This is a genomic window from Roseateles chitinivorans (genome assembly GCF_002761755.1).
GTDB lineage: Bacteria > Pseudomonadota > Gammaproteobacteria > Burkholderiales > Burkholderiaceae_C > Roseateles > Roseateles chitinivorans.
In genome coordinates this window covers 79,748-99,335 of sequence record NZ_PEOG01000008.1, presented here as the reverse complement: position 1 = coordinate 99,335, position 19,588 = coordinate 79,748, and the positions used below count along the sequence as shown (strand labels likewise).

Sequence of the window (19,588 nt, the reverse complement as noted above, 5' to 3'; positions counted from 1 at the left end):
GTTCGATGGTCCGCGCGCGGCGCGTCAGATCGAGAACATCATGGCGGTCAGGATGAAGTCCAGACCCAGCACCGCAAGGGAGGACAACACCACGGTGCGGGTCGTCGCCTGCGACACGCCTTCGGGCGTGGGCTTGCAGGAATAACCCTGCAGCAGCGCGACGAAACTGACGGTCACGCCGAACACCACGCTCTTCACGAAGCCGTTGCCGACGTCCTTGAACACGTCGACGCCGCCTTGCATCTGCGACCAGAACGAGCCGGCGTCGATGCCGATCAGCGGCACGGCGACCAGCCAGCCGCCGATGATGCCGACCGCCGAGAACACCGCCGCCAGCAAGGGCATCGCGATGAAGCCGGCCCAGAAGCGCGGCGCCAGTACGCGCTGCACCGGGTCGACCGCCATCATCTCCATGGCGCTGAGCTGCTCCCCGGCCTTCATCAGACCGATCTCGGCGGTCAGCGAGGTACCGGCGCGACCCGCGAACAGGAGCGCCGCCACCACCGGTCCGAGCTCGCGCACCAGACTGAGCGCGACCAGCAGGCCGACGGCCTCCGCCGAGCCGTAACGCTGCAGGGTGTAGTAGCCCTGCAGCGCCAGCACGAAGCCGACGAACAACCCGGACACGCCGATGATGGACAGCGAGCGATTGCCCAGGAAATAGATCTGCTCCCGCACCAGCGCGAAGCGGCGCAGGCAGGCGCCCAGGTGCAGCAGCAAGGCGCCGAGCAGCCTCGCCGACCAGCCCCAGTCGCCGAGCTTCAGGCGCAGGCCGCGCCCGATGGAGGTCGCAAGGCCGATCATGCGGAGATCTCCTGGGGCAGTCCGAAGTCCTCGCGCACCGGCCTGGCGGGCTGATGGAAGCGCACCGGGCCATCGGACTGGGCATTGACGAACTGGTGCACCAGCGGATCGCTGCTGTGCCGCAGCTCCTCCGGCGTGCCTTGGGCGACGACCCCGCCATTGGCCACCATCACCACATGGTCGGCGATGCCGAAGGTCTCATGGATGTCGTGCGAAACGATGACGCTGGTGAGGCCCAGCGCGTCGTTCAGGTCGCGGATCAGGCGGGCGGTGACGCCCAGCGAGATGGGATCCAGGCCGGCGAAAGGCTCGTCGTAGAGCACCAGGTCCGGGTCGAGCGCGATCGCGCGCGCCAGCGCTACGCGACGCGCCATGCCGCCCGACACCTCGTTGGGCATCAGGTCGCGGGCACCGCGCAGGCCGACCGCATTGAGCTTCATCAGGACGAGGTCGCGGATCATCGGCTCGGGCAGGCGGGTGTGCTCGCGCAGCGGGAAGGCAACGTTCTCGAAGACGCTCAGGTCGGTGAACAGGGCACCGAACTGGAACAGCATGCCCATCCGCCGGCGCTGGGCGTAGAGCTGCGTCTGGTCCATCGGCGCCAGGTCCTGGCCGTCGAACAGCACCTGCCCCGACTGCGGACGCAGTTGCCGGGTCAGCAGCCGCAGCAGCGTCGTCTTGCCACCGCCGGAGGATCCGATCAGGGCCATCACCTTGCCGCGCGGCAAAGTGACATTGACGTCCTTCAGGATGACCCGGTCGCCATAACCGACAGTCACGCCCTTCACCTCGATCAGCGGGCGGGCGTCAGGGGAGGAATGGGGATCGGTGAATGCCATTTCTTGGAATAGATCCGGGACGATGCCGGGCGGCAGGCGTCCGGGAGCCGGGATCATAGGGTAAAGCCCGAATTGATGCCGGAGGACACCTGGGGCGGGGTGGCGATATGCGACAGCCCGATGAAGGGGGATTGACGCCGGGGTCGAGGGCTCCGCAACGCGTAACCCCTGGTCACAATTGGCTCGCGCGCGTGGCTTGCCGAGCAGCGGGGCCGGTGTGCGAGTCGCCCGGCGACGCTCGCCGGAGGCGTCGACGGACGCCAAACCGTGACGGACGTCACATTCGAAGGTCGCCGCGAGACGGGCGGAATCCGAGGCACGACGAGCGGCCTCGCCTTCCAGGGGCGGCTGCCGATAATTTCAGCAAACAGGAGCGCTTATGTCTGGGAACTTTTCGTCGCCGGCACGCCGGTCCGCGTCGCGTGGTTTCACGCTGATCGAGTTGATGATCGTGGTGGCCATCGTGGGCATCCTGGCCGCGATCGCGCTGCCCAGCTATCGGGCCTATTACATCCGTGGTGCGCTTACGGATGCCGCCACGGGGCTGACCATGATGCGGACCGAGATGGAGGCCTACTACCAAAACTTCCGGACCTATCAAGCCAGCGGCGGCGCCACCCCCCCCTGCACCGACGGAAGAAAAGTCGGCAAGTTCAATATCACCTGCAGCAACTTGGGCGCGGGCACCTACCTCCTGACGGCGGGCAGTTCGGACAACCTGCTGTCGGGCTTCGAGTTCACGATCGACCAGGCAGGCGCCCAGAGGACGACCAAGGCTCCCACCGGCTGGAACTCCTGCACCTCGCGCTGGGTCATGGTGAAGGGTGAGACATGCTAAGAGCCAGGCGCCGCGCACCACGCGGGTTTTCGCTGATCGAGTTGATGATCGTCCTGGCGATCATCGGCCTGACGACGGCCCTGGCTGCGCCGGCGATGAGGTCGTGGGCCGCCAGCGCCCAGGTGCGGACCGCGGGCAGTTCGTTGGCCACCAGCCTGCGCAATGCTCAGGCGCAAGCCATCAAGTCTTACCAGCCGGTGGTCTTCTACCGCACCGCCGATTCCACTTGCAGCCTCAATGCGGAGGCATCCGCCACCGGACGTTACTGGGTGGTCCAGCTGATCCAGAATCCGCTGATCACGCAACCCGCCCCCACGCAGCCGCTCCAATGCGGTTCGGTGACCGATTCAACCTCCAACATCACCATCACCGGACCGACCGCGGTCTGCTTCGGTCCCAACGGCCGCCCGCTGATGCTGAATGCACCGGTGGCAGGGACCTCCTGCAACGTCAATCCCGACGGCAATTCGATCTACTGGATCGACTCCAGCGTGACGGCCCCCAACCAGAAGAAGCTGTCTGTCTGGGTGACCCTGGGCGGCACGGTGCGCCTGTGTGACCGGGAGCGACTGTTGTCGGATTCGGAACCGGACGGCTGCGCGGCCGTCAACAAGGCAGCGACCCAATGAAAACGACTCACCTCCTGCGCCCGGCGCGCCGCCGTTCGTCGGTACCTGCCAGAGGCATGACACTGATTGAACTGATGGTCGCGATGCTGGTCATGACGATCGGGATCGTCGGCTTGGTGGCGCTGATGGCGCGCGCCTCACAGGCCAGCGCCGGCGCTGATGAGAACCAGCGCGCCGCGACGCTGGCCGCCGACCTCGCCAACGACATGTGGCTCTACAACACACGCAATCCGCCGACGATCGCGGCGTGGACCCAGCGCGTCGCGGCCTCCGGCCTCGTGAACGCCGTGGGCGCGGTCGGCGACGCCCCGACCGCAACGCTCGGGAACACGTCGCGCATCACGATTCGCTGGAAAACCCCCGCAGGCGCGGACCGCGTGTACTACACCGACGTGCGGCTGAACTAATCATGACGATGCACCGCCGTTCCTCCCCGCTTGCGCGCACGCGCCACACCGGCCAGGGCTTCACCCTGATCGAACTGCTGATTTCCATGACGATCGGCCTGATTCTCATGACCGCGCTGGGCGTCATGATGAACATGTTCGAGAAGTCGAAGCGCCAGAACTCGAGCACCTCCGACCTCGCGCAGAGCAGTGGTTACCTGGCCTATGAACTGGACCGTCAGTTCCGAAGCATCGGTTCGGGTCTGTTCCAGAACGCCGGCCTGACCTTTGGGTGCCAGTTGAATGCCATTCGCAATGGGGCCCAGATCCTGCCGCGTCTGACGCCGTTCCCTGCCCCGTTCCAGGCTGTGCCGGGCACAGTGAACGTGAGCCCGGTCGTCGTGTATTCCGGTGTCGGCGCGGATGCCGGCTTTGGCAACGGACCGTCGGACGTCGTCCAGTTCATGACCACCTCGGCCGGCTTGAGCGAAACCCCCCAGGAGGTAGTCGCCGGTTCCGTGCAGGTGAACACCTTCACGATGAACAACACGCTGGGCATTCGAAGCGGTGACCTCCTGATGCTCACGGAATTGGCCCGCCCCTGCCTCATCACGCAGGTCGGACCGAACTTCGTCGGCTCGACCGTAACGGGGGTGCCGCTCGATGGCGAGTTCTACGCCCCGGGCGTGAACGCGAACAGCCTTGTTTCCTATGGCGTGAACGCGCCGCTGAGCGTCTCGAACCTGGGCAACGTCGTGGGTAACCAGCCGCGCTTTCAGTTGCTGGGCGTCAGCGCCAACCGGCAACTGGTGGCCTACGACATCCTGCAACTGAACAACATCCCCAACGCCGACCTGCCGGTGCCGCTGGCGGACAACGTCGTGGACATGCGGGTCCGCTTCGGCGTGGACGCCGCCGGGCTCAACGATGGCGTGATCTCCGCGTGGGTCAATCCCGCCAACGCTCCCTACAACGCCAATGGGCTCAACAACGCCAATCCAGCACTGGCGTCCAACATCGTCGCTGTCAGCATCTCAATGCTGGTGCGAGGCGACCGGATCGAGCGCGAAGGCGATACGCTGGTCTCGCCGGGAACCTTCACGATGTTCTCGTCACTGCCGCCGGCGATGCAGATGCTCATCCGGCTGCCGGCGGCTGAGCAGCGGCGCAACTATCGCCTGATCGAGCTGACGATTCCATTGCGCAATGCCATCGTCACTGCCCCCGCGCGCGTTCCGCCAGCGTGATCGGCCGCCGTCCCGCCGTAGTCACGACGCCCCTTCTCCGAGGCCTCCAATGCGATCCTTCGCTCCGTCCCTTCCACCACTTGCGCGCCGCCAACGCGGCGTGATCATGGTGATCGCGCTGATCACCCTCGCCGTGCTGCTCATCGGCGCAGCCGCGGCGATGAAGTCGATGAACGTCACGCTTGCCAGCGTCGGCTATTTCGGCTTCAAGCGCGAGATGACCAACCAGGGAGAGCGGGCGATTCGCCTGGCCGCCAACGCGTTGTCTCCCACTGGCGCCCTCGGCGTCGCCGCCGCGCGCATGGTCAGCAACCCGGCTCAGAACTACAGCGCCACCATGCTCGCCAGCGACGCTTCCGGCATCCCGCTGGCACTGCTGGACACCACGACCGCAGGCGCCCTTGGCGGTCTGGGCAGCTCGGCCAACGAAATCAAGATGGACGGCGACAGCATCACCGTGCATTACCTCATCGACCGGCTGTGCGTGAACCCCGGCACCTTCTCGGCGTCTCACTGTCAAGTGCTTGGGCGGGCGAACAACTTCGGTCCCAAGCAGAACAATCCGGTCGCGCCGCCGCAACCGACCTACCGAATCACAGTGCGTGTCACTGGTCCGCACAACGCGTACTCGTTCTACCAGAGCACGTTCACCACCTTGGATTAAGCAGAGGCTCACCATGTCCCCCTCTCGTCTTTTCTTGCGCCTGAGCGGCGTGGCCGCCCTGCTGGCCTTGGTGTCGGCGGCAAGCGCGCAAACGGCGCTGTCCGACAAACCTGTCTTTGCCTCGGTGGCGGTGCCAGGCAATCTGGCGCTGGCGCTATCGGTGGAATACCCAACCGCAGTGAGCAATGCGCACACCGACAACACGTACAACCCGGCCTCCACCTACCTCGGGTATTTCGATCCAAACAAGTGCTACGACTACCGGCTCGCCGACACCAGTTCCGATCCAGACGCGATCAAGGTCAATCACTTCGCGCCAACGGCCTTGGCCAACAACCACGTGTGCGCCAAGAAGTGGAGCGGCAACTTCCTCAATTACGCGTCGATGCAGACGATCGACCCGTTCCGCTGGGCGCTCACCGGCGGCTCTCGCGTTGTTGATACGACCAGGGCCACTGTGCTGCAGAAGGCCTATGCGAGCGGTCAAGGCAGCATCAACAATTTCCCCGACCGTTCGATCACCTCGAGCACCGTCATCGCCGGTGCCACGCCACTGATCAACTCCAAGGGGACGTGGGGCGGGCTGAAGATGCGGATCCAGGGGCTGGGCGTGAGCATGCGCATCACGAACAGCGGCAACAACAACAGCGGATCTGGTGTTGGTTTCGATCCCGCCGCCAAGACGTGGGATGACAGCGTCTCCTACATCGTCGACATCCGTGCGCGCGTCTGCGACAAGACCTCGGGGCTCGATCTCGAGAAGAACTGTAAGTCTTACGCCAACAACACCATCTTCAAGCCTGAGGGGTTGATCCAGAACTACTCCAGCCAAATCCGCTTCAGCGCCTTCGGCTACCTCAATGATGGGTCTCTCTCTCGCGACGGCGGCGTGCTGCGCTCGCGGCAGAAGTATGTCGGCCCGACCATGCCTGTCCCGGGTGGGGATCCTGTCAGCAACCCGCTGACAGAGTGGGATGCCGCAACGGGCATCATGCGGAACAACCCCAATGTCGACGAAACGGCCTCTCCCAAGATCAATGACATCGCCGACATGAAGGCCTACTACGGCGTTGATGTCAGCTACAGCGGGGTCATGAACTATCTGAACAAGTTCGGCAGTTCCAACTCGTACAAGACTTATGACCCGGTGGGCGAGCTTTATTACGCGGTGCTGCGCTACTTCCGCAATCAGGGCAACGTGACGAGTTACTCCGCTCCCAGCAGTACCTCGACACGGGCCGCGCAAGCGGATGGCTTCCCGGTGATCTCGGAGTGGCGCGACCCGATGCAGTACTCGTGCCAGAAGAACTTCATCCTTGGTATCGGCGACGTCAACACCCACGCGGACCGCAATCTGCCTGGCGCCACCGGATCCTCGGAGCCCACCAAGCCAACGGAAGTCACCAACGACAAGGCCTTCGATGCCGTCGAATGGACCAACCGTGTTGGCAAGCTCAGTGGCGTCAATGCCTCGCTAGGCAACGTGCAGGGCTATGGCGGATGCTGCAACAACAATGGAGCGTTGATCGCGGGCATGGCGTACTGGGCCAACTCGACGGACATCCGACCCGATAGCGATGCGGATCCCAACTCGGCCGGCAAACAGACGGTCCAGACCTACTGGCTCGACGTGCTGGAGTTCAGCACCTACAAGACGAACAACCAGTACTACTTGGCCACCCGCTACGGCGGTGCCCAGTTGCCGAACGACTTCGCGCCGCTGACTCAGACGACCGACCTGCCGCAGAGTTGGTGGCATACGGGCGGCAGTACGGACCTCGTCGGCAGTCAGCTTCGTCCTGACACCTACTTCACCTCGGCCAAGGCCGATCAGATGGTTGATGGTCTGGCCGCTGCCTTCACCAGCATCGCGTCGCGGATGAAGGCCTATTCGACGGCGTTCAGCACCGCCTCCCAGCAGATCACCTCCGTCGGAGTGGCGAGCTACGCCACGCAGTACGACGCCAAGGAATGGACCGGTGAAGTCATCGCCAGCACGCTCAGCGCGGCGGAAGACACTACCGCGACCCGTCAGGTGGAGGCCTGGAAATTCACGCAGAAGCTCAAGGGGCAGCTCGCCGGCACCGGTTGGAAGAGCAATCGCTACATGGTCACCTACGACACCGCAGCGAAGGCGGTGGTGCCGTTCCTCGAAACCAGCCTCAGCGCCGACATGAAGAACGCGCTGGCCACGCCCTATGCCTCGACGGCCACCGTCACTGACTACGTCAACTATCTGCGGGGTGATCGCACCAACGAGTCCTCCAAGTTCCGCGTGCGTGCCGAATTGGTGGGGGACATCGTGAACTCGAAGGTGACGGTGGTGGCACCGCCTTCACTGACGCTGTCCGAAGGTGCGAACCCGGGCTACAGCGACTACAAGACGAAGTTCAAGGCACGTCCCAACTACCTGGTGGTGGGAACAAATGCTGGCGTGGTGCACGTGATCAACGGCTCACTGACCGGCGACACTGCCGGTCGTGAGATCTTCGCCTACGTGCCCGGAGCGCTCTACAAGGGCCCGAGCAGCCCGTCGACGCCCTCCGTCGATGGATTGGCCGCGCTGGGCAATCCGAACTTCAACCATCGCTTCTACATCGACGCGCGCCCAACCGTAGCGGACGTGGACTTCGGCTTCACCGGCGGCAAGCGCGGCACTGCCGACTGGCGCACCATCGTGGTCGGCGGCCTGGGCAAGGGCGGTCGCAGCGTCTATGCGCTGGACCTGACCGACCTCTCCGGTGTCACCTCCGAAGGTGCCGCTGCGTCCAAGGTGCTGTGGGAGTTCACCACCGGAGAAATGGGTTTCCTGTACGGCGAGCCGGTCATTACCAAGACCGCCACTCATGGTTGGGTGGTCCTGGTCCCGACCGGCCACAACAACGGCTCGGGCAAGGCGAGCATCTTCATGCTGAATCCGAAAACGGGCGAGCTCATCACAACCATCAGCGCCGACAAGCTGTCGGACGACGCAACTGGCGCGGACCCGGCCGGACTGAACCAGCTGACACCGTTCTATCCCGACCTGTCTGCCGCAGTGGTCGAGTCGGTCTACGGCGGAGACCTGCGCGGCAACGTGTGGCGCGCCGATCTGCGCTCCGGCAGTTCGGGATATCCGAACCTGGTGAAGGTGGCACGCGCGGTCGGACCCAACAACACGCCGCAGCCGATCACGACGGCCGTCGTTCCGATCGGCGACACCACGACCTATCGTCGCTTCCTGGCCTTCGGCACCGGCAAGATGCTGTTCGCCAACGACATCAACAGCACGCAGTTGCAGCGCCTGTACGGCATCGTCGATGGCACCGTCGCCAAGTTCAGCAACTCGGGCGATGCACCGACCAACACCGCCTTCCCGATCACCTCGGCCAACCTGGTCCAGTTGACCGACCTCACGCAGAAGGCCAACATCGACTACAAGACCAAGTCGGGCTGGTACTTCGATTTGCCGAGCGGCTACCGCGTGCTGAGCGATCCGACCTACTTCATGAACATCGCCGCCTTCTCCGCGACCCTGCCGTCGTCGGCTGATGCGTGCAATCCGGGCGGCACGAGCCGGGTGTACCTGATCGACCTGTCAACGGGCCAGACGCAATTCGCCAACAACGCGGCTTACCTGGACCCCGGCTTCGCAGTGACGGACATGCTGTTCATGAAGACGGACAAGAGCGTCGACTTGGTGTTGAGCGGCTCCACCGCGTCGGCGGCCAACAAGACTTGCAAGGAGGGTGACCCCACCTGCAATGTCTGCCCCCAAGGCGATCCGCTGTGCCGCGCCAAGCCCAATCAAGGCGGAACGGTCGGGACCAAGATCCTGAACTGGCGCGAGATCCCGCTGCGCAACAGCACCAACGGCACGCTCTGAGCGAGTCCTCTTACCCCATCGAAAGCCCGGCCATGCCGGGCTTTTTTTATGTTCCTGCCCAGCGCGTTCCCACCTCGAGCTCGCTGGCAAACGACAAGGCCCGCCAACTCTCGCCGGCGGGCCTTGTCCAAGTCTGTCCGACAGGTCGATTCAACGCGGCAACGCGCTCTCCCCCATCAGGAACTCATCGATCGAGCGTGCCGCCTGCCGGCCTTCGCGGATGGCCCACACCACCAGCGACTGGCCGCGGCGCATGTCGCCGGCGACGAACACCTTCGCTGCGTTCGTCTTGTAGCCACCATTGAAGTCCGTCGTCGCCTTGGCGTTGCCCCGGGCATCCTTGGTCACGCCGAAGGCATCGATGATGGACGCGACCGGACTGACGAAGCCCATCGCCAGCAGCACCAGGTCCGCCTTCAGGATCTGCTCGCTGCCAGCGACTTCGACCATCTTGCCGTTGGACCATTCCACACGCACCGTCTTCACGCCGGTGACCTTGCCCTTCTCACCGAGGAATTCCTTGGTCGCGATCGCGAACTCGCGCTCACAGCCCTCCTCGTGACTGGACGACGTGCGCAGCTTGATCGGCCAGTACGGCCAGGTCAGCGGCCGGTCCTCGACCTCGGGCGGCTGGGGCATCAGCTCGAACTGGGTGACGCTCTTGGCGCCATGGCGGTTGCTGGTGCCGACGCAGTCGCTGCCGGTGTCGCCGCCGCCGATCACGATGACGTGCTTGCCGTCGGCGCGCAGCTGGTTCTTGAGCTTGTCACCGGCGTTGACCTTGTTCTGCTGCGGCAGGAACTCCATCGCGAAATGCACGCCGGCCAAGTCACGGCCCGGCACCGGCAAGTCGCGCGACTGCTCGGCGCCGCCGGCCAGCAGCACGGCATCGAACTTCTCGGTCAGTTCCTCGGCCGTCACCACATCCTTGGCCCAGTTGGTGACCTTGGACCCCTCGGGCAGGTGAGCGACCATCACGCCGGTGCGGAACACCACGCCTTCCGCTTCCATCTGCTGGACGCGCCGGTCGATGTGGCTCTTCTCCATCTTGAAGTCGGGGATGCCGTAACGCAGCAGGCCGCCGACGCGGTCGTTCTTCTCGAACACGGTCACGCTGTGACCCGCGCGAGCCAGCTGCTGCGCCGCAGCCAGGCCGGCCGGGCCGGAACCCACCACCGCCACTGTCTTGCCCGTCTTGACCCTCGCGGGTCTGGGCGGCACCCAGCCCTCGGCCCAGGCGCGGTCGATGATGGCGTGCTCGATCGACTTGATGCCGACCGCGTCGTCATTGACGTTGAGCGTGCAGGCCGCCTCGCAGGGCGCGGGGCAGATGCGGCCGGTGAACTCGGGGAAGTTGTTGGTCGAGTGCAGCACCGCGATGGCGCTCTTCCAGTCCGCATCTCCGCCCCGGTACACCAGGTCGTTGAAGTCCGGAATGATGTTGTTGACCGGGCAGCCGCTGTTGCAGAACGGCGTCCCGCAGTCCATGCATCTGGCGCCCTGCTGCTTCGCCTGCTCGACGTTCAGGCCGATGACGAATTCCTTGTAGTTCTTGAGACGCGCCTCGACGGGCTCATAGCCCTCTTCCAGACGTTCGTACTCCATGAAGCCGGTGACTTTTCCCATGACGGCTCGCTCCTGAATTCCTGAATCTCTTGCGACTTCGATGCGACCGATCAGACCTTGGCCTTGGCGGCGGGCGCCTTGGCGTGGGCGATCGTGGCGGCGGCTTCCTTGGCGGCACCCAGCTCACCCAGCGCGCGGCGGTACTCCGTCGGGAACACCTTCACGAACTTGGCGCGCGACTCGGCCCAGTGGTCCAGGATGTCGCGGGCGCGTTGGCTGCCGGTCCAGCGATGGTGATCCTCGATCAGCTTCTTGAGGATCGCCTCATCGGTGCGGGCCTCGCCGTCGCCGAGCTTGTGCCAGATCGCCTTGTCCATCGTGGCCTCCTGCTCGTGCGCGGGCAGCAGCTTGTCCAGGGAGACCATTGCCGTGTTGCAGCGCTTGGCGAACTGGCCATCCTCGTCGTAGACGTACGCCACACCTCCGCTCATGCCGGCAGCGAAGTTGCGACCGGTTTTGCCCAGCACCGCGACGGTGCCTCCGGTCATGTACTCGCAGCCGTGGTCGCCGGTGCCCTCGACGACCGCGGTCGCGCCGGACAGCCGCACCGCGAAGCGCTCGCCCGCGACACCGCGGAAGAAGGCCTCGCCCTTGGTCGCACCGTAGAGCACGGTGTTGCCGACGATGATGTTCTTCGTCGCGTCACCCCGGAAGTCAATCGACGGGCGCACCACCACGCGACCGCCGGACAGGCCCTTGCCGGTGTAGTCGTTGGCATCGCCGATCAGGTAGAAGGTGATGCCCGGAGCCAGGAAGGCGCCGAAGCTCTGGCCACCGGTGCCTTCCATCTGGATGAAGATGGTCTGGTCCTCGAGCCCTTCCGGACGGCGTCGGATCAACTCGCCCGACAGCATCGCGCCCACCGTGCGGCGAACGTTGGTCACTTCCTGCATGAAGCGCACCTTCTCGCCCTTCTCGAAGGCGGGCAGGCACTTCTCGATCAGCTTGACGTCCAGTGCGCGGTCCAGGCCGTGATCCTGGTGATCGTTGTGCAGGCGGGCGACATCGGCGGGCAGCTCCGGACGATGGAACACCCGGGTGAAGTCCAGGCCCTTGGCCTTCCAGTGGCTGATGCCCTTCTTCGTGTCGAGCAGGTCGGCGCGACCGATCAGTTCATCGAACTTGCGGATGCCCAGCTGCGCCATGATCTGGCGCGCTTCCTCGGCGACGAAGAAGAAGTAGTTGACGACGTGCTCGGGCTTGCCGCTGAACTTCTTGCGCAGCACCGGATCCTGCGTCGCGACGCCGACCGGGCACGTGTTCAGGTGGCACTTGCGCATCATGATGCAGCCTTCGACCACCAGCGGCGCGGTCGCGAAGCCGAACTCGTCGGCTCCCAGAAGTGCGCCGATCACCACGTCGCGGCCGGTCTTCATCTGGCCGTCGGCCTGCACGCGCACGCGGCCACGCAGACGGTTCAGCACCAGCGTCTGCTGCGCCTCGGCCAGGCCCAGCTCCCACGGCGTGCCCGCATGCTTGATCGACGACCACGGCGACGCGCCGGTACCGCCGTCATGGCCGGCGATCACGATGTGGTCGGCCTTGGCCTTGGCCACGCCCGCCGCGATCGTGCCCACACCGACTTCCGACACCAGCTTGACCGAAATGTCGGCGCGTTGGTTGACGTTCTTCAGGTCGTGGATCAGCTGTGCCAGGTCCTCGATCGAATAGATGTCGTGGTGCGGCGGCGGCGAGATCAGGCCGACGCCCGGCACCGAGTGGCGCAGGAAGCCGATGTATTCGGTGACCTTGCCGCCGGGCAACTGGCCGCCCTCGCCCGGCTTGGCGCCCTGCGCCATCTTGATCTGGATCTGGTCGGCGCTGACCAGGTACTCGGTCGTGACGCCGAAGCGGCCCGATGCCACCTGCTTGATGCGAGAGCGCATCGAGTCGCCGTCCTGCAGTTCGTAATCGACCTCGACGACCTTGCTGCCCACGACGTCCGACATCTTCGTGCCGGCCGTGATCTTGATGCCCTTGAGTTCGTTGCGATAACGCGCCGGGTCTTCCCCGCCCTCGCCCGTGTTGCTCTTGCCGCCGATGCGATTCATCGCCACGGCCAGCGTCGCGTGCGCCTCGGTCGAGATCGATCCCAGCGACATCGCGCCGGTGGCGAAGCGCTTGACGATCTCTGCGGCCGGCTCGACCTCCTCGAGCGGGATCGCCTTGCTCGGATCGAACTTGAACTCGAACAGGCCACGCAGCGTCATGTGGCGACGGCTCTGGTCGTTGATCAGCTGGGCGTACTCCTTGTACGTGTCGAACTTGCCCGAGCGCGTGCTGTGCTGCAGCTTGGCGATCGCGTCGGGGGTCCACATGTGTTCCTCGCCGCGGGTGCGCCACGCATACTCGCCGCCGGCGTCGAGCATGTTCTCAAGCACCGGGTCATCGCCAAAGGCGGCGCGATGCAGGCGCAGCGCTTCCTCGGCGACCTCGAACACACCGATGCCGCCGACCTGCGTCGGCGTGCCGCGGAAGTACTTGGCGACGAAATCCGACTTGAGGCCGATGGCCTCGAAGATCTGGGCGCCGCAATAGGACATGTAGGTCGAGATGCCCATCTTGGACATGATCTTCGACAGTCCCTTGCCCACCGCCTTGATGTAGTTGTAGATCGCCTTGTCGGCCGACAGCGACGCGGGCAGCTCCGCGGTCATGGCCTGCAGCGTCTCCAGCGCGAGGTAGGGATGAACCGCCTCGGCGCCGAAGCCCGCGAGCACCGCGAAATGGTGGACCTCGCGCGCCGTGCCGGTCTCGACGACCAAACCGCAGGTCGTGCGCAGACCTTCGCGGACCAGGTGGTGATGCACTGCCGAGAGCGCCAGCAGCGCCGGGATCGCGACCCGGTTCGCGCTCAGATGGCGATCCGTGATGATGAGGATGTTGTGTCCGCCCTTGATCGCGTCCACCGTTTCCGCGCACAGGGAGGCGAGCTGCGCCTCCACACCCTCGCGGCCCCAGTCCAGCGGGTAGGTGATGTCGAGTTCGTAAGGCTTGAACTTGCCATTGGTGTGATGCTCGATCGCGCGCAGGCGCGCCATCGATTCGAAGTCGAGCACCGGCTGCGTCACCTCCAGACGCATCGGCGGGTTCACCGCATTGATGTCCAGCAGGTTGGGCTTGGGACCGATGAAGCTGTTCAGCGACATCACGATCGCTTCGCGGATCGGGTCGATCGGCGGGTTGGTGACCTGCGCGAACAGCTGCTTGAAGTAGTTGTAGAGCGGCTTGTTCTTGTCGGACAGCACGGCCAGCGGGCTGTCGTTGCCCATGGAGCCGATACCTTCCTCACCGTTGGCGGCCATCGGCGCGAGCAGGAACTTCACATCTTCCTGGGTGAAGCCGAAGGCCTGCTGGCGATCCAGCAGCGATGCCGGGAACACCGGCGCGGCCGCTTCCGGCGCGGGGATCTCGTCGAGCTTGACTCGCACGTTCTCGATCCACTGCCGGTAAGGACGCGCGTTCGCGTACTGGGTCTTCAGTTCCTCGTCGTCGATGATCCGGCCCTGCTCCAGGTCGATCAGGAACATCTTGCCGGGCTGCAGCCGCCACTTCTGGACGACGCGCGACTCCGGGATGGGGAGCACGCCGGACTCGGAGGCCAGCACGACGAGGTCATCATCGGTGACCCAGTACCGGGCCGGGCGCAGGCCATTGCGGTCCAGCGCGGCGCACACCTGGCGGCCGTCGGTGAAGACCATCGCGGCGGGGCCGTCCCACGGCTCCATCATCGCGGCGTGGTACTCGTAGAACGCACGACGGCGCTCGTCCATCCACTCGTGCTGTTCCCAGGCCTCGGGGATCATCATCATCGCGGCATGCGCGAGCGGGTAGCCCGACATCGTCAGCAGCTCGATGGCGTTGTCGAAGGTGGCCGTGTCGGACTGGTGTTCGAAGCTGATCGGATACAGCTTCTTCAGGTCGTCGCCCAGCACCGGTGACTTCATGACGCCTTCGCGGGCGCGCATCCAGTTGAAGTTGCCTTTGACGGTGTTGATCTCGCCGTTGTGGGCCACCATCCGGTACGGGTGGGCCAGCGGCCACTCGGGGAAAGTGTTGGTCGAGAAGCGCTGGTGCACCAGTGCGATCGCCGAGACCACGCGCGGATCGGCCAGGTCGCGGTAATACTTGCCCACCTGGTCGGCCAGCAGCAGGCCCTTGTAGATGACCGTGCGGCAGCTCATCGACGGCACGTAGTACTCGCGGCTGTGCGTCAGCTTCAGCGCCTGGATCGCGCTCGACGCCGTCTTGCGGATCACGTACAGCTTCCGCTCGAGCGCGTCGGGGACGATGATGTCCGGACCGCGGCCGATGAAGATCTGGCGAATGATCGGTTCCTTCTCGCGCACCGTCGGCGACATCGGCATGTCGCGGTCCACCGGCACGTCGCGCCAACCCAGCAGCACCTGGCCCTCGGCCTTGATCGCGCGGGCCAGTTCCTGTTCGCAGGCGAGGCGCGAGGCGTGCTCCTTGGGCAGGAAGATCATGCCGACGCCATATTCGCCGGGCGGCGGCAAGGTGACGCCCTGCTTGGCCATCTCGGCGCGATAGAACTCGTCGGGAATCTGGATCAGGATGCCGGCGCCGTCGCCCATCAGCTTGTCCGCGCCGACTGCACCGCGGTGGTCCAGGTTCTCCAGGATCTTCAGGCCCTGCTGGACGATGTGGTGCGCCTTCTGCCCCTTGATGTGGGCAACGAAACCGAGGCCGCAGGCGTCCTTCTCGTTGGCACCGTTGTACAGACCGTGGGCGGCCAGTTCGCGAATCTCGGTCGCGGACGGCCCGGCCGTCGGCAGCGTGGCGGAGACCGCGTCGGCGGTCGTGGCGGGGGACGACGGTTGCGCTACGCGCAGATCTTGAGCTGCCGACATCGGTGGCCTCCTGACTCTCGAAAACGAAACCCGCGCAGGTTAAGGCGCGTACCGGGACGGCACAAGCAGAACTAAATGGGGTCAGTCTCGAATTAGAAGATGCGTTGCAGCCAGTGGTCGATTAAATAGGGACAGATTCGAAGTCGCTCAACTCGCCTCGTCCGCCCTGACCTTCCGGGGGCGTCCGCGAGGGCGCGGACTCATCGGACGCTCGCTCAATTCGCTCAGCAGCTGCAGGAAGCGTGCCGATCCCAGCGGCCACCCCTTCAGCGCCGAGTCGATCAGCTTCTGGCGCTCTGCTTCGGTTTCACCTTCCTCCAACCAGCGGCGCCAAGCCAACTCGCGCTCGAATGGGGTGTTGCCCAAAGCCCAGAATCCGGGCGGATCGCTGATCAGCGGGTCGCGTCGATGGCCAAGATGGTGCGCCGCGGAGGACCAGGGGTATTCGCCGGGATCGCCCAGCCCGGCGCGTCCAGGGTTCAGTTCGATGCTGCGCATGACCGCGAGCAGGTGGGTGTCCGCCTCCAATGGCGCCGCGCGGAAACGGCCTTCCCACAGGGTGCCCATCCGGCCGTGCCGAAGGTTGAAGGCGCTCACATAGCGCCGCCCCAGCGCCTGCATCATCCGGCTGAGGCCGTCCGCGGTCGACGGCGTGGCCAACAGATGAAGGTGGTTCGGCATCACGACGTAGGCGTGGATCGCGACCTTGTGCGTCGCCGCACTGTCCTGCAGCGCCGCGAGCAAGGCCTTGCGATCATCGTCATCGACGACGATCGGCTGCAGGTTGTGACCGCGGTGGATCAGGTGATGCAGATGGCCGGCGAGCGCCAGCCGAGGGAGTCTTGCCATGGCGGGAACGGTAATCTGTCCCCAATTATGGCGCCCGCCGTCGTTCGAGCGTTCGCCTCAGACCGAGGCGGTATTCGCCGATGGGGCTCAGGCCGCGATGAGCCGCTTGCCGGTGAGCCGCTCATGCTCCTTGAGCGCGAACCGGTCCGTCATGCCGGCGATGTAGTCGGCGCAGGCGCGGGCGTGATCCTCGCCATCCGCGAAGTCGGCCGGCAGCCGGCTGGGATCGGTCAGGTAGATCTGGAACAGTTCTCGCAGCACCTGCTCGGCGCGGTCCCGCTGCGCCTGGACCGCCGGATGCCGATAGAGATTCTTGAAGAGGAAGCGCTTGAGTGCCGTGCTGGCGTGACGCATCTCAGGGCTGAAGCGCACCAGCGGCCCCTTGGTGCGGGCGTCCTCGGCGTCGACCGGCGCTGCGGCCTCGATGGCGGCGCGTGTGGCGTCGATGATGTCGTAGACCTGCTGGGAGAGCATCCGGCGAATGGTCTCGGCGAGCAGCCGCTTGCCGGTCAGCTCGGGATAGATCGACAAGGTCTCCCGCAGGTAGCGATGCACCAGCGGCACTTCCTCCAACTGCTCGAGCGTCACCAGCCCGGACCGGACGCCATCGTCGACATCATGGGCGTTGTAGGCGACCTCGTCGGCGAGGTTGCACAGTTGCGCCTCCAGGCTCGGCTGGCCGCCGTCGAGGAAGCGCGCCGCCACGCCACCGGGCTCGCGCTCTTCGATCCGCTCCGCGTCGCGCCGGCTGCAATGCTTGAGGATGCCCTCGCGGCTCTCGAAGCTCAGGTTCAGGCCGTCGAAACCGGGGTACCGCTGCTCCAGCTTGTCGACCACACGCAGCGACTGCAGGTTGTGCTCAAAGCCGCCATGCGCCTTCATGCAGTCGTTCAACACGTCCTGGCCGGCATGACCGAAAGGCGTATGGCCGAGATCGTGCGCAAGTGCGACGGTTTCGATGAGGTCTTCGTCAAGACCCAGGCTCCGCCCGATCGACCGCCCCAGCTGCGCAACCTCCAGCGAATGCGTCAACCGGGTGCGAAACAGGTCGCCCTCGTGATTGAGGAAGACCTGCGTCTTGTAGACCAGCCGACGGAAGGCGGTGCTGTGAACGATGCGGTCGCGGTCGCGCTGGAACTCGCTGCGGGTCGGCGCCGGCGCCTCGGGATGACGGCGACCGCGGCTGCGCGCGGGATCGGAGGCATAGGGCGCGCGCAGCATCGTCATCGTCGGTTCGGGCTTCTCAGCGTTGTCCGGGCTCGGTGTGGGCCTCGATCACCTCGGCCACCAGTGCGTCGGGCGCGCCCCGGAGGCCGGCCTTGCCCAGGGACTCGATGACCACGAAGCGAATCTCGCCGCCCTCATTCTTCTTGTCGACCCGCATCAAGTCCAGCCATCGCTCGATCGGCATTCGGGGCGCCACCACCGGCAGCCCGGCGCGCTCGATCACGCGCGTCATCCGGTCGACGAAGGCCGGAGGCATCAAGCCCAACCGGGCCGAGAGCTCGGAGGCCAGCACCATCCCGCATGCCACGCCTTCGCCGTGGAGCCACTCGCCGTAGCCAAGGCCGGTCTCGATCGCATGGCCGAAGGTATGGCCGAAGTTGAGGATCGCGCGCAGACCGCTCTCGCGCTCATCCTGACCGACGACCCAAGCCTTGATCTCGCAACTACGCTTCACCGCATGAGCCAGCGCTGACTTGTCGCGCGCAAGCAGGGCATCCAGATTGGCCTCGATCCAAGCGAGGAAAGCCTCGTCGGCGATCGGTCCGTACTTGATGATCTCCGCCAGGCCGGCGGACAGTTCCCGATCGGGCAAGGTATCCAGCGTGTCGAGATCGGCCACGACCCGCACCGGCTGGTAGAACGCGCCGACCATGTTCTTGCCGCGTGGGTGATTGATCGCGGTCTTGCCGCCCACCGACGAATCGACCTGCGCCAGCAGGGTCGTCGGCACCTGCACGAAGGGCACGCCGCGCATGTAGATGGCGGCCGCGAAACCGGTCAGGTCGCCGATCACGCCGCCGCCCAACGCGTACAGCACCGTCTTGCGATCCGCCGCGCCAGCGAGCAGGTGATCGATGACGCGGTCCAGGGACGCCCAGTTCTTGTGCTGCTCCCCATCCGGCAGCACGACCGACTCGACCTGCTTGTAATGAGGCGCCAACTGGCGCTTCAGGCGCTCGAGGTAGAGCGGCGCGACGGTGTCGTTGGTGACGATCAGTGCGACAGCGGCGCGCGGCAGCCCGGACCAGGTCGACGCGTCATCGAAGAGTCCGGAGCCGATGAGGATGTCGTAGCGGCGATCGCCGAGGTCGATGGCGACTGTGGTTGCGCCGGCGGCCGACGCCGCCGCGGAAGACGTGGAATCAGGAAGCGGAGCGGTCATTCCCGGAAGTGTACGGGGCCTCGCTCGCCCCGACGGTTGCCGCCACCCGCGCGGGATCGATCAGCCCTGCCAGTTCCAACTGCATCAGGATCATGTTGGCCAACCCATGCACCGATGGGCGGCTCGACTCGAGCACGAAGTGCGCGCAGCGGCGATAGAGGGGATCGCGCTGGCCATAGAGGTCGCGCAGCTTCGCCAGCGGATTGGCCACCTGCAGCAGCGGCCGCTGGGTGTCGTGCTTCAACCGTCGGAAGAGTTCTTCAGGCGACGAGCGAAGGTACACGACTGTCGAATGCGACTTGAGCCGGTCGCGATTGATCTCGCGCAGCACGGCGCCGCCGCCGGTCGCCAGGATCATTTCCCGGCCCGCTCCCGCGTCCTCGAGCAGCCGCGCGATCACGCGCGATTCGAGGTCCCGAAACGACGCTTCGCCCTGACGGGCGAAGTAGTCCTTGATCGACTCGCCGCCGAGATCTTTTTCGATCTCGGCGTCGGAGTCGACGAAGGGGATGTTGAGCTGTCTGGCCAGCAGTCGACCGACGGTGGATTTGCCACCGCCGGGCATGCCGACCAAACTCAAC

At 65.3% G+C, this 19,588-nt stretch carries 14 protein-coding genes; 6 read left to right on the top strand and 8 right to left on the bottom strand.

The annotated features are described in order from the left end of the window. Positions 1–24: 24 nt before the first annotated feature. Positions 25–804 (bottom strand): lipid asymmetry maintenance ABC transporter permease subunit MlaE, encoded by a 780-nt coding sequence (gene mlaE / locus CS062_RS03385; protein WP_099860053.1) that lies wholly within the window; start codon positions 802–804, stop codon positions 25–27. Then, entirely contained in the window at positions 801–1,643 is an 843-nt protein-coding gene (locus CS062_RS03380) for an ABC transporter ATP-binding protein (RefSeq protein ID WP_099860052.1), read from the bottom strand. Before CS062_RS03380 ends, mlaE begins: the two co-directional genes overlap by 4 nt. Before the next feature lie 379 nt (positions 1,644–2,022). On the opposite strand from CS062_RS03380, the gene CS062_RS26735 reads away from it, so the two are divergent. The 6 genes from CS062_RS26735 to CS062_RS03350 all read left to right on the top strand — a co-directional run bounded on the left by CS062_RS26735 (position 2,023) and on the right by CS062_RS03350 (position 9,272). Beyond that, entirely contained in the window at positions 2,023–2,481 is a 459-nt protein-coding gene (locus CS062_RS26735) for a type IV pilin protein (protein ID WP_099860051.1), read from the top strand. Beyond that, positions 2,475–3,110 carry a GspH/FimT family pseudopilin gene (locus tag CS062_RS03370; RefSeq protein ID WP_099860050.1) on the top strand — a complete coding sequence of 212 codons (636 nt, stop codon included), beginning with the start codon at positions 2,475–2,477 and terminating at the stop codon, positions 3,108–3,110. The genes CS062_RS26735 and CS062_RS03370 overlap by 7 nt, the downstream gene beginning before the upstream one ends. Further along, positions 3,107–3,517 (top strand): type IV pilus modification PilV family protein, encoded by a 411-nt coding sequence (locus CS062_RS03365; RefSeq protein WP_099860049.1) that lies wholly within the window; start codon positions 3,107–3,109, stop codon positions 3,515–3,517. The genes CS062_RS03370 and CS062_RS03365 overlap by 4 nt, the downstream gene beginning before the upstream one ends. 2 nt (positions 3,518–3,519) lie before the next feature. Continuing rightward, positions 3,520–4,743 carry a PilW family protein gene (locus CS062_RS03360; RefSeq protein ID WP_099860048.1) on the top strand — a complete coding sequence of 408 codons (1,224 nt, stop codon included), beginning with the start codon at positions 3,520–3,522 and terminating at the stop codon, positions 4,741–4,743. Positions 4,744–4,849: 106 nt separating this feature from the next. Beyond that, complete coding sequence (locus tag CS062_RS03355; protein WP_099860047.1) at positions 4,850–5,407, top strand: hypothetical protein; 558 nt, start codon at positions 4,850–4,852, stop codon at positions 5,405–5,407. A 13-nt stretch (positions 5,408–5,420) separates the two neighbouring features. Next, a complete protein-coding gene (locus tag CS062_RS03350; RefSeq protein ID WP_099860046.1) occupies positions 5,421–9,272 on the top strand; it encodes a pilus assembly protein in 3,852 nt (1,283 codons plus the stop codon). A 150-nt stretch (positions 9,273–9,422) separates the two neighbouring features. Here CS062_RS03350 and CS062_RS03345 read toward each other — a convergent pair whose 3' ends face one another. From CS062_RS03345 to CS062_RS03320, 6 genes are all read right to left on the bottom strand, one after another. Further along, positions 9,423–10,898, bottom strand: a complete 1,476-nt coding sequence (locus CS062_RS03345) for a glutamate synthase subunit beta (RefSeq protein WP_099860045.1) — start codon at positions 10,896–10,898, stop codon at positions 9,423–9,425. Between the two features lie 50 nt (positions 10,899–10,948). Then, positions 10,949–15,769: a glutamate synthase-related protein gene (locus tag CS062_RS03340; protein ID WP_099860044.1), complete on the bottom strand. Its 4,821-nt coding sequence runs from the start codon at positions 15,767–15,769 to the stop codon at positions 10,949–10,951. Positions 15,770–15,916: 147 nt separating this feature from the next. Then, positions 15,917–16,618, bottom strand: a complete 702-nt coding sequence (locus CS062_RS03335) for a transposase (protein ID WP_099860043.1) — start codon at positions 16,616–16,618, stop codon at positions 15,917–15,919. Between the two features lie 87 nt (positions 16,619–16,705). After that, positions 16,706–17,839 (bottom strand): deoxyguanosinetriphosphate triphosphohydrolase, encoded by a 1,134-nt coding sequence (locus tag CS062_RS03330; protein WP_099860088.1) that lies wholly within the window; start codon positions 17,837–17,839, stop codon positions 16,706–16,708. 22 nt (positions 17,840–17,861) lie between these two features. After that, positions 17,862–19,007: a 3-dehydroquinate synthase gene (gene aroB, locus CS062_RS03325; protein ID WP_099860042.1), complete on the bottom strand. Its 1,146-nt coding sequence runs from the start codon at positions 19,005–19,007 to the stop codon at positions 17,862–17,864. After that, a complete protein-coding gene (locus CS062_RS03320) occupies positions 18,988–19,572 on the bottom strand; it encodes a shikimate kinase (RefSeq protein WP_438270451.1) in 585 nt (194 codons plus the stop codon). Before CS062_RS03320 ends, aroB begins: the two co-directional genes overlap by 20 nt. Positions 19,573–19,588 lie beyond the last annotated feature (16 nt).